This is a genomic window from Pseudomonas sp. 2725, from assembly GCF_050434585.1.
Taxonomy (GTDB): domain Bacteria; phylum Pseudomonadota; class Gammaproteobacteria; order Pseudomonadales; family Pseudomonadaceae; genus Aquipseudomonas; species Aquipseudomonas jessenii.
The window spans coordinates 24351-36185 of the sequence record NZ_JBNDIV010000011.1 but is presented as its reverse complement, the minus strand read 5'-3'; the positions used below and the strand labels follow the sequence as shown (position 1 = coordinate 36185).

The window sequence follows — 11835 nt, the reverse complement described above, 5'->3', positions numbered from 1 at the left end:
TGGAGGTTTTCATCAGGCCTGCATTTCGCTGATGCCGGCCAGTTTCAAAGCGGCGGCCAGGTTATCCACCTGCTGCTGCTCGTTGTCTTTGAGCTGTTGCAATTGCTGGCCCAGGGTCGGTGCGCCAAACACCCCGCGCAGGCCCTGGGAAACATCGCCGGACTTGATCGACTGGCTGCCAAAGGCGTTCAACGAATCGCGTTCGCTACTGCTGTCCTGATTGAACAGGCTCGATAGCGTGCTGGTGCTGAACACACCGCCATCGCCGCCGCCGAAACCGAGGAAACCATGCCCCGAGCCATCGCCTCCGCTGTCATTGCTGCTGAAAACCTGTGCGATGAAACTCGGGGCCAATGCACCGTGGTTCATGAAAATATCGCCCAACGGCCGGATACCGTTGCCGATCACCCGTTGTTCGAACAACGGCTGGAAGGTCAATGGTGAGCTGAGGTTGCCCGTCGGAGGCGTGAAAATGGTCGGTTGCAGCGGCACGTTGGGCACATCGGTCAGCGTCACCGGGGGGTTGCTGCGCAAATCCGGGTCTGCCGACACGAAAACGACCGAGGAAGTTGGCACCGTGTTGATGACAAAATTGTCGGAATAGCTCAAGCCGCTGCCACTGTTGCCGGCCATGTCGCTGATACCGGCATAGTCGATGCTGATCACGTTGCTGGCGATATTGACGTTGGCGGTCGGTGTCAGGGTCGCGGTCCAGGTCTTGCCGCCATCGCTGCTGCTCAGGTCGGACAAGGTGCCGTTGGCAATACTGATGTCGGACAAATCAAAACCACTGACCGCTTCGTTGAAGGTGATGGTCACCTGCGAAGTCTGACCCACGCCCAGGTTCGGATTGGCGACCACGACGGTGGCGCTCGGCAGTTCGCTGTCGAGGGTGTAATTGTTCGACACCGCTACCGTGTTGCCAGTGTTACCCACCAGATCTGTGACGTTGCGGGTGTCCAGGGCGATGAAGTTGCTTGGGTCGGTGACATTGGCCGTCGGCGTGAACGTCGCCGTCCAGGTCTTGCCGCCATCGCTGCTGGCGAGATTGCTCAGGTCGCCGTTGGTCACGCTCAGATCGGACAGGTCGAAGTGGCTGACGGCTTCGCTGAAGGTGAAGGTCACCGTAGTGGTCTGGCCGATACCGAGGTTCGGGTTGGCAACCACGATGTTCACCGTTGGCCGGGTCGCATCAAGCGCGTAATTGTTGGAGATGGCGATACTTGCGCCGAAGTTGCCGGCAACGTCCTGCACGCGACCGGTGTCGAGCACGATCAGGTTGGTTGTGTCGTTGATATTGGCGGTCGGCGTCAGGGTCGCGGTCCAGGTCACGCCGCCATCGCTGCTGCTCAGGTTCGACAACACACCATTGGCAACGCTGATGTCCGACACATCGAAACCGCTCACCGCTTCGCTGAAGGTGATGGTCACCGTGGTGGTTTCACCGATGCCAAGTTGCGTGTCTGCAACCACGATGGAGGCGGTCGGCAGCGCGGTGTCGATGGCAAAATTGTTCGAGTCGGTAGTGCCCGTCCCCGCGTTGCCCGATGCATTGACCACGCCGCTATTGTCGAGCGTGATCAGGTTGCCGGCGTCGGTAACGTTCGAGGTTGGCGTAAAGGCCGCTGTCCAGGTAATGCCGCCATCGCTGCTGCTGACGTTGCTCAATGTACCGTTGGCGATGGTCAGGTCGGCGTTGCTGAAACCGGTCACCGCCTCGCTGAACGTGATGGTCACCAGGGTCGTTTCGCCAGCCTTGAGCGCCGTATCGGCGATCACGATGCTGGCGGTCGGCACACTGGTTTGCACCAGGTAATTCGCCGAGTTGGTCACCCCGCTTCCGGCGTTGCCAGCCGCATCGGTGACACCGGTGTTGTCCAGGGTGATCAGGTTGGTGGTGTCGGTGATGCTGGCGGTCGGCGTGAAAGTCGCCGTCCAGGTGACGCCGCCGTCGCTGCTGCTCAACCCGTTCAGAGTGCCGTTGGCGACGCTCAGATCGGAACTGTCCAGACCACTGACCGCTTCGCTGAAGGTGATGGTCACCAGAGTCGTTTCGCCGGGACGCAGGTCGGTGTCGGCCATGACAATGGTCGCGGTCGGGCGTTGGCTGTCGATCGCGTAGTTGTTCGAGTCCGTGGCCCCGATGCCGGCATTGCCTGCCGCATCCTGAACACCGCTGTTATCGAGTTGGATGAGGTTGCCGGTGTCGGCGATACCCGCCAACGGTGTCAGAATGGCCGTCCAGGTGATCCCGCCGTCGCTGCTGCTCACCGCACTCAAGGTGCCATTATCGATGGTCAGGTCGGCGTTGGTGAAACCGGTCACCGCCTCGGAGAAGGTGATGGTCACCAGCGAGGTTTCGCCGACGCTCAGGGCCGTGTCGGCGACCACGATGGTGGCGGTCGGACGCTCGGTGTCGATGGCGTAGTTGTTGGAATCGGTGGTACCGCTGCCCGCATTGCCGGAGGCGTTCTGCACGCCGCTGTTGTCCAGAGTGATCAGGTTGGAGCTGTCAGCGATGTTGGCGGTCGGCGTGAAGGTTGCCGTCCAGGTGACGCCGCCATCGCTGCTGCTCACCGCGCTCAGGGTACCGTTGGCAATGCTCAGGTCGGCGTTGCTGAAACCGCTCACGGCCTCGCTGAAGGTGATGGTCACCAGCGAGGTTTCGCCGACGCTCAAGGCAGTGTCGGCGACCACGATGGTGGCGGTCGGCAACACGGTGTCGATGGTGAAATTCGCGGAATTGGTCGTACCCGCACCGGCGTTGCCTGCCAGGTCCGCGACGCCGGAGTTGTCCAGGGTGATCAGGTTGGTCGTGTCGTTGACCGCGACGGTCGGCGTGAACGTCGCCGTCCAGGTGATGCCGCCGTCGCTACTGCTCACCGCACTCAACGTGCCGTTGGGAACGGACAGGTCAGCGTTGCTGAAACCGCTCACTGCCTCGGAGAAGGTGATGGTTACCAGCGAGGTTTCACCGGCACTCAGCGTCGGGTCGGACAGCACAATGGTCGCGGTCGGGCGCTGGGTGTCGATCGAAAAGTTGTTCGAATCGGTGGTGCCGCTGCCGGCGTTGCCCGCCAGGTCAACAACCCCGGTATTGTCCAGGGTCACCAGATTCGTCGTGTCAGTGATGCTGGCGCTCGGCGTGAAGGTCGCTGTCCAGGTGATACCACCGTCGCTGCTGCTCAAGCCGCTCAAAGTGCCGTTTTCCACGGTCAGGTCGGCGGTAGTGAGCCCCGTCACCGCTTCATTGAACGTGATCGTCACCAACGAGGTTTCACCGATGGCCAGCGTGTCGTCGGCCACGACGATGGTCGCCGTCGGGCGCTCGGTGTCGATGGCATAGTTGTTGGAATCGGTGGTGCCGCTGCCCGCATTGCCGGAGGCGTTCTGCACGCCGCTGTTGTCCAGAGTGATCAGGTTGGAGCTGTCAGCGATGTTGGCGGTCGGCGTGAAGGTTGCCGTCCAGGTGACGCCGCCATCGCTGCTGCTCACCGCGCTCAGGATACCGTTGGCAATGCTCAGGTCGGCGTTGCTGAAACCGCTCACGGCCTCGCTGAAGGTGATGGTCACCAGCGAGGTTTCGCCGACGCTCAAGGCAGTGTCGGCGACCACGATGGTGGCAGTCGGCAACACGGTGTCGATGGTGAAATTCGCGGAATTGGTCATACCCGCACCGGCGTTGCCTGCCAGGTCCGCGACGCCGGAGTTGTCCAGGGTGATCAGGTTGCTCGTGTCGTTGACCGCGACGGTCGGCGTGAACGTCGCCGTCCAGGTGATGCCGCCGTCGCTGCTGCTCACCGCACTCAACGTGCCGTTGGGAACGGACAGGTCAGCGTTGCTGAAACCGCTCACAGCCTCGGAGAAGGTGATGGTTACCAGCGAGGTTTCACCGGCGCTCAGCGTCGGGTCGGACAGCACAATGGTTGCGGTCGGGCGCTGGCTGTCGATCGAAAAGTTGTTCGAATCGGTGGTGCCGCTGCCGGCGTTGCCCGCCCCGTCGACCACACCGCTGTTGTCCAGGGTGATCAGATTGGTGGCGTCGGTGATGTCAGCCGTCGGAGTAAATGTCGCGGTGTAAATGATGTTATCGCTGGTGCTGAGATTGCTCAGAGTACCGTTGCTCACCGTCAGATCGGCCGTGGTAAAGCCGGTGACCGCCTCGGAGAACGTGATGGTCACCACCGATGTCTGCCCCACCGCCAGCGCCGAGTCCGCGACCACAATGGTGGCTGTCGGGCGCACGGTGTCGATCGCGTAGTTGTTGGAATCGGTGGTGCCGCTACCGGCGTTGCCCGAGCCGTTTTGCACACCGCTGTTATCCAGGGTGATGACGTTACTGGTGTCGGAGATGGCATTGGTCGGCGTAAAGGTTGCGGTCCAGGTGATGCCACCATCACCGCTGGTCACGGAGCTCAAGGTGCCGTTGGCGATGGTCAGGTCGGCGTTGGTGAAACCCGTCACCGCCTCGGAGAAGGTGATGGTCACCAGCGAGGTTTCACCGACGCTCAACGCACCATCGGCCACGACGATAGTGGCCGTCGGCAGCACCGTATCGATGGTGTAGTTACCGGAGTTGGTAGTGCCGCTGCCGGTGTTGCCCGCCAGATCGCTGACTCCGGTGTTGTTCAGGGTGATCACGTTGCTCGAGTCATTCACGCCGACGGTTGGGGTGAAGGTCGCCGTCCAGGTGATGCCACCGTCGCTGCTATTCACCGAGGTCAAGGTGCCGTTGGCGATGCTCAGGTCAGCGTTGGTGAAACCCGTCACTGCCTCGGAGAAGGTAATGGTGACCAGCGAGGTTTCGCCGGCACTCAGGGTAGCGTCGGCCAGGACAATGGTCGCAGTGGGTCGGACCGTGTCGATAGCGTAGTTGTTGGAATCGGTGGTGCCGCTGCCGGCGTTCCCCCCCAGATCAGCCACGCCGGTGTTGTCCAGGGTGATCAGGTTGGTCGTGTCGTTGATGCTCGCCGAAGGCGTGAAGGTTGCCGTCCAGGTGATGCCGCCGTCGCTGCTGCTCACCGCTGTGAGCGTACCGTTGGCGATGGTCAGGTCGGCATTGGTGAAACCACTCACCGCTTCGCTGAAGGTGATCGTGACCAAAGAGGTTTCGCCGATTCTCAGTGCCGTGTCCGCGACCACAATGGTTGCCGTCGGGCGCACGGTGTCGATGGCGTAGTTGTTGGAGTCGGTCGTGCCGATGCCCACGTTACCGCTGGCGACAGCCTGCACACCGGTGTTGTCCAGGGTGATCAGGTTGGTCGTGTCGGTGATGCTGGCAGTCGGGGTGAATGTCGCGGTCCAGGTGATGCCACCATCGCTGCTGCTGACGGAGCTCAAGGTGCCGTTGGCGATGGTCAGGTCGGCGTTGGAGAACCCACTGACGGCTTCGCTGAAAGTAATGGTCACCAGCGACGTTTCACCGATTTTCAACGCATTGTCGGCGACCACGATGGTCGCCGTCGGCAGCACCGTATCGATGGTGTAGTTGCCGGAGTTGGTAGTGCCGCTGCCGGTGTTGCCCGCCAGATCGCTGACTCCGGTGTTGTTCAGAGTGATCACATTGCTCGAGTCATTCACGCCAACGGTAGGGGTGAAGGTCGCCGTCCAGGTGATGCCACCGTCGCTGCTGCTGACGGAGGTCAAGGTGCCGTTGGCAATCGTCAGGTCGGCGTTGGTGAAACCGCTCACCGCCTCGGAGAAGGTGATGGTCACCAGCGAGGTTTCGCCCGCGGTCAGCGTTGGATCGGCCAGCACAATCGTGGCAGTCGGACGAACAGTATCGATGGCGTAGTTGTTCGAATCGGTGGTGCCACTGCCGGCGTTGCCCGCCAGATCGCTGACCCCGGTGTTGTTCAGGGTGATCAGGTTGGTCGTGTCGTTGATACTCGCGGAGGGCGTGAAGGTCGCGGTCCAGGTGATGCCGCCGTCGCTGCTGCTGATCGCGCTCAACGTGCCATTGGCGATGGTCAGATCGGCGTTGGTGAGTCCGCTGACCGCCTCGCTGAAGGTGATCGTCACCAGCGAGGTTTCACCGATTCTCAGCGCCGTATCCGCGACCACGATGCTGGCCGTCGGGCGCACGGTGTCGATCGCGTAGTTGTTGGAGTCGGTGGTGCCGCTGCCGGCGTTGCCCGACAGATCGCTGACCCCGGTATTGTCCAGAGTGATCAGGTTGGTCGTGTCGGTGATGCTGGCGGACGGGGTGAAGGTCGCCGTCCAAGTGATACCGCCATCACTGCTGCTCACCGCAGTGAGCGTACCGTTGGCGATGGTCAGATCGGCGTTGGTGAACCCGCTCACCGCTTCGCTGAAGGTGATCGTCACCAGCGAGGTTTCGCCGATTCTCAGCGCCGTGTCCGCCACCACGATGGTCGCGGTCGGACGAAGCGTATCTATCGCATAGTTGTTCGAATCAGTGGTGCCGCTACCGGCGTTGCCCGCCAGATCGCTGACCCCGGTGTTGTTCAGGGTGATCAGGTTGGTCGTGTCATTGACGCTGGCCGTCGGGGTGAAGGTCGCGGTCCAGGTGATGCCGCCATCGCTGCTGCTCACCGCCGTGAGCGTACCGTTGGCAATCGTCAGGTCGGCGTTGGTGAACCCGCTGACCGCTTCGCTGAAGGTAATGGTCACCAGTGAGGTTTCACCGATTTTCAGCGCCGTGTCCGTAACGACGATGGTGGCCGTCGGGCGCACAGTGTCGATCGCGTAGTTGTTCGAGTCGGTGGTGCCGCTCCCGGCATTGCCCGCCAGATCGTTGACCCCGGTGTTGTCCAGGGTGATCAGGTTGGTCGTGTCGGTGATGCTGGCGGTTGGGGTGAAGGTCCCTGTCCAGGTGATGCCGCCATCGCTGCTGCTCACCGCAGTGAGCGTACCGTTGGCAATCGTCAGGTCCGCGTTGGTGAGACCGGTGACCGCTTCGTTGAAGGTGATGGTCACCAGCGAAGTTTCGCCGACTCTCAACGCATTGTCCGCCACGACGATGGTCGCGGTCGGGCGTACGGTGTCGACCGTGTAGTTATTGGAGTTGGTGGTGCCGACGCCGGCGGTACCCAGACCGTTGATCACACCGGTGTTGTCCAGGGTAATGACGTTGGTCGTATCGGAAATACTGGCGGACGGCGTGAACGTTGCTGTCCAGGTGATGCCGCCATCGCCGCTGCTTACCGCACTCAAGGTGCCGTTGGCGATGGTCAGGTCCGCATTGGTGAAACCGGTCACGGCCTCGGAAAAAGTGATCGTCACCAAGGACGTTTCGCCGATGCTCAGTGTGGTGTCAGCAACCACGATGGTCGCGGTCGGTGGTGGCGCATACGCGGTGTTGAGTACACCCCCGTCGTTGTAGATGGTCGCGAAGGAGGTCGGCGAGGTGCCGGTTGTACCTCCGCCCTGCGCGGTACCACCCGCACCACTGGCCGCGGCATTACCGGCCAGGGCCGCGAAGTTGGCGGCCGTCATCAGCAGCGTGCCTTTGTTCCAGATCGCACCGACGCCCCGGCCGCCAATGCCGCCATTACTGGCATTGCTGCCTTGGCCACCGCCACCGCCACCGCCGCCACCGGCACCGATGTTGTTGCTGATGGTCGACGTGCCGATGACGGTGATGGTGCCGCTGCTGGCGTTGTAGATCCCGCCCACCGCGTTGCCGCCGGCGCCACCCACCTTGTCCCAACCGGCCCCGCCGCCGCCGCCGCCAATGGATATCGTGCCATTGGTGGCCGTCGCACCGTTACCGCCGTTGCTGTAATAGGAAACGCCCACCCCGCCAGCACCGCCAGTGGAGGTACCGCCACGACCGCCCATGTGGGTGGCGTCATAACCGCCGCCGTAACCACCGACGCCACCGCTGCCCGCCTGGCCGCCCAACGTGCCGGTGCCTGGCCCTGCCGAACCGCCATGCCCACCGCCCTGTCCGCCCAGACCGCCGCCGCCACCGCCGCCGCCGCCGTAAAAAGCGCCCGTGACACCGCCGCCGCCACCGCCACCGGAAGCCCCGTTGGAGGTCACGGTAACGTTGTTCAGGGTCAGAATCCCAGCGTTGAAAATACCTCCGGCCATCGCGCCCGTGGCACCGTAGCCACCGTTGCCGCCATTGCCCGACACCAGGCCACGGGTGATCACCAGGCCATCGAGCGTGACGATACTGCCTGAGCTCACTTCAATCACTCGGGTCCTGTACTGACCATCGAGAATCACATCCGCCGCACCGTCGTTGTTCAAGTCGCCATCAACGGTGACGTTCTTGTTGATCAGCAATTCGGAGGTCAACTGCACCGTCATGCCACTGCTGAAGGTGACGATATCGCCGTTCTGCGCCGAGGCGAGGGCGGCACGCAACGAGCCGACGCCCGTATTGGCGTTGTTGGTGGCGGTCCAGGTGGCCAGGCCCCACTGATAGTCGCTCATGGCTGTGGTCGAGAGCACGTTGGCGCTTTCGATGTTGCCGGTGGCGATTTCCAGATCCCAGTCGCCGCCCACGCCGGTACGGTTGCTCGAAGCCGCTACATCGCGGCCGGTCATTTGCGCCAGCGAGTCGACAAAGCTCAGGCCACGCTCGCCTTCGGCGGTGTAGCAGCCGTAGATCAGGATGTCGCCGCCAGCGTTGATGTCCTTGCCGATTTCCGCCAGCACCGCGCTGCGAGCGGCGACGTTGTCAGCCGACAGATAGCTGTCGCCCAGCCACAGGTCGCCAGCGTTGCCGTGGGCGATGATCTGCACCGAGCTGATGCCCTGATGCTGATCGAGGTAGTCGGCAATTTGTTGCAGTCCATCCTTGCCCGTGTCCAGCTTCACGATCTGGGTCCCGGGGGCTACGCCCCGGAGCAGGCTGTCGGCATCTTTCACCCGAGAGTCGACGAACACCACGCTCTGCCCTGGCACCGCAACCGGGCTGACAGCCGGCGCGGCATCGGTCTGGCCGTGGGTGTCCTTGCTGGTGGTCGGGTGATCGGCAGTCGGTGTCTTGGCGGCATCGGCTGTGGAATGGCTATCGGCCTGGGCCGCGGTATCGGCCACCGTGGCGGCGACGGCGCCGTCGAACAGCATGCGTGGTTCAAGGGACATGATCATGGGCGCCGCTGGCGTCCGTTGACCTTCGGTTGCCCGTGACGTTGCCTTTACCCCGCCAAAAATGGTCCACCACATGCTGCTCACCCGGATTCGAACGAATATACGTAAGGCATCAATGAAAAACGCCGCGATCAAATGTTCGCGGCGTCGGACTTCATACGAATGACATTGGCGGCGCTGGCAGAGCCATCGAGCCAAAAGGACAAGTCTGAGTATTGCTTGAACAGATCCGGCGGCAGGATGGTGCGTCGTGCCTGCACGGCGACCTTGGGTCTGACCTTGTGCAGGCCGGCCACCCCGAGGGCTTGATCGAATTCCGGGGCGTCGTACGCCAGGTGTTCGAAGTCGTGCTCGAACCAGGGTTCGTCGATAAAGTCGTAGACCAGCCGCAGCACCCGCTCCGGAGCCTGGGTCAGCAGGTCATAGTCGATGATCAGCAAGGAGTCGGCATGCTCGCCGTAATAGGCTTCCTTAAGCGCCGCCCAGGCAAAACCCACCAGGCGATTGCGCTGGGCCAGGGTTTCGCAACGGCTGTAGACGGTGTTGCGCTCGACGGCATCGCCGAAGAGTTTGGTGTTTTCATAGGGATTGGCGCGGTACAGACGCTCGATGCTGTCCATGACCCAGGCGACGTTGCGCACGCAGGCAATGACCTTGGCCTTGGGAAACAGATCGCTGATGGCCGGCAGGCGCGAACTCCACAACCGATTGGTGTCGAACACCACCGATTTGTCGGCCTTGTCGGCGTAAAAGGAATCAAACAGGCCGCGCAACAGGCGACGGCGCATATCGGTGTCGATAACGGCACCAAACTCGCTGCCGGCGCTGCACTGCTCCAGAACACCGGAAAACAGGGAACCGACGGGGCTGGTCATTCCGGCATGGAAACGCGGATTCTGCAACAGGATTGCAGAAAGCAAGGTCGACCCCGAGCGCGGCAAACCGGAAATGAAATGAAAATGGTGCAAGTCCATTCACCGTATTTGATAGTCCTTTTGTAGGACAAAGCGTAGTCGATCGATAAAGCTTCGACTAGTGGTCTTTTGATATCAATTTGAAGCTAAATCGACTTGATACCGAGCTTTTCGTAAACAGCGAAGGACATTAGCGACGACAGCGTGGGAAGCGCGTCCATCGGACAAACACAACCTCGCCACGACACCCACAATCTACGTCTACGCTGTGGCGTGGCGTGACCGAGCCACGTAAAGAAAAGGAGTCGACACCCCCAGGTGTCTGGCAGCCGCGTGGCGCGCCAACCACCAACCTGAAGGATAAGGATTAATGGAAGTATTTATCGGCACTATCCAGCCTTTCGCCTTTGATTTCGCCCCCCAGAACTGGGCCCTTTGCAATGGCCAGACGTTAAGCATTTCGCAATGGAGTGCATTGTTCTCGCTGATTGGCGTGAACTACGGCGGCAACGGCCAGACCACCTTCATGCTACCCAACCTGCAAGGTCGATTACCGATGGCCCAGGGCACCGGCACCAATCTCAGCACGCGCACCATTGGCGAGATTTCCGGTACCGAAAACGTCACCGCGACCATCGGCAACATGCCCAACCACACCCACCAGATGTCCGGACTGACCGCCACCACCACCCTGCAACTGGCCAACCCGCCGAGCAATCCCGTAAACGTGCCAACGGCAACCAACGCCTTCATCGGCGCCTCGAGCGGCGGACCGGGGACGGCGAATATCTACTCCGATCAGCAAGGGGCAACGGCGGTGGCACTCCAGGGCGTGAGCACCACCGTCACCGGAGAGATTGCCTCCACTGGCGGGACCCAGCCCATGAGTGTGATGAACCCGTTCCTGGTCATCAACTTCAGCATCGCCCTGCAAGGGTATTTTCCATCGCGTGGCTGAAGGTTCGCCGGGGGCCGCGCGCCCCCGGCACTGTTCACTTTTCGGAGGCGGATCATGTTGCAAGCGGTTCAAAGTCATCATTTCCAGACCCTGCTGGGCCAGACCGTTGTCCTTCGCCTGCCCGACGGCAGCGAATTGCCGGTGCAGTTCGAACACCTCGAAGAGTCACCCCGCGCCCGCATGCGCAACAGTGAGCGCATGCCATTCAGTGTAGAGTTCAACAGCCTGGTCCCGACCGATTTTGTGGACGGTTTATGCACGCTGCAATTGCCGGAACTGGGCAAAGTGGAAAACATTTTCGTTTCCCGGGTGCCGTCGATGGGACGTGATCCGCAGCGAGGCTACTTCTACATCGCCTTCAACTGACCCTTTTCTGGCTCGCAGTGCCCTCAGCCTTGCGGATACCACACCAGCCTTTGTGCCGCGACGTTGTACTCCTGCACTGCAAAACCCAGCGCCAGGTAATGCTCAAGCGCATGGGGATTGCTGGCCCAGACCACCGTCGCCACCGGGCAACGAATCTGTTGGGCGGCCTTCTGCACCCCCTGCAATACCGCCCGCCCATACCCCTGCCCCCGCGCCGCCGGGATAAAGGCCAGATACAGCACGAGAATCTCATTCGGCCCGAAATCAGTGCTCAACGCGCCGATCGCAGTGCCGAGTTTCTCAACCACGTAATGCATGGCATTGGGGAAGTTCTCACCCAGTCCTTGCTCCTGTACCTGGAACTGCTGGGCCACAATCTGCTCGACCACCTCTACACTGTCGTCGATCCATTGCAGGTCCGGTCGGGCCGATTGATACAGGCGCTGCAAAAAAGGCCCATCGCTGGTTCGCGAAGGCCGCACCACCAAACCTTCGGCTGCCACAGCACTGCTGTTCGCCATCGTCGCA

General features: G+C 61.7%; 5 protein-coding genes. 2 read left to right on the top strand and 3 right to left on the bottom strand.

What is annotated here, in order from left to right:
- Positions 1–12 precede the first annotated feature (12 nt).
- Complete coding sequence (locus ABIE16_RS26365; RefSeq protein ID WP_429522268.1) at positions 13–9069, bottom strand: Ig-like domain-containing protein; 9057 nt, start codon at positions 9067–9069, stop codon at positions 13–15.
- 131 nt (positions 9070–9200) lie between these two features.
- On the bottom strand, positions 9201–10043 hold the full coding sequence (locus ABIE16_RS26360) for a sulfotransferase family protein (RefSeq protein WP_090452404.1): 843 nt from the start codon (positions 10041–10043) through the stop codon (positions 9201–9203).
- 310 nt (positions 10044–10353) lie between these two features.
- Between ABIE16_RS26360 and ABIE16_RS26355 the strand changes: the two genes are divergently transcribed.
- On the top strand, positions 10354–10941 hold the full coding sequence (locus ABIE16_RS26355) for a phage tail protein (protein WP_218495486.1): 588 nt from the start codon (positions 10354–10356) through the stop codon (positions 10939–10941).
- Positions 10942–10995: 54 nt separating this feature from the next.
- Positions 10996–11307, top strand: coding sequence for a DUF6916 family protein (locus ABIE16_RS26350; protein WP_429522231.1), 312 nt, complete (start codon positions 10996–10998; stop codon positions 11305–11307).
- Positions 11308–11330: 23 nt separating this feature from the next.
- Here the strand turns inward: ABIE16_RS26350 and ABIE16_RS26345 are convergent, their stop codons facing one another.
- A complete protein-coding gene (locus ABIE16_RS26345) occupies positions 11331–11828 on the bottom strand; it encodes a GNAT family N-acetyltransferase (RefSeq protein WP_429522230.1) in 498 nt (165 codons plus the stop codon).
- Between the last annotated feature and the right edge of the window lie 7 nt (positions 11829–11835).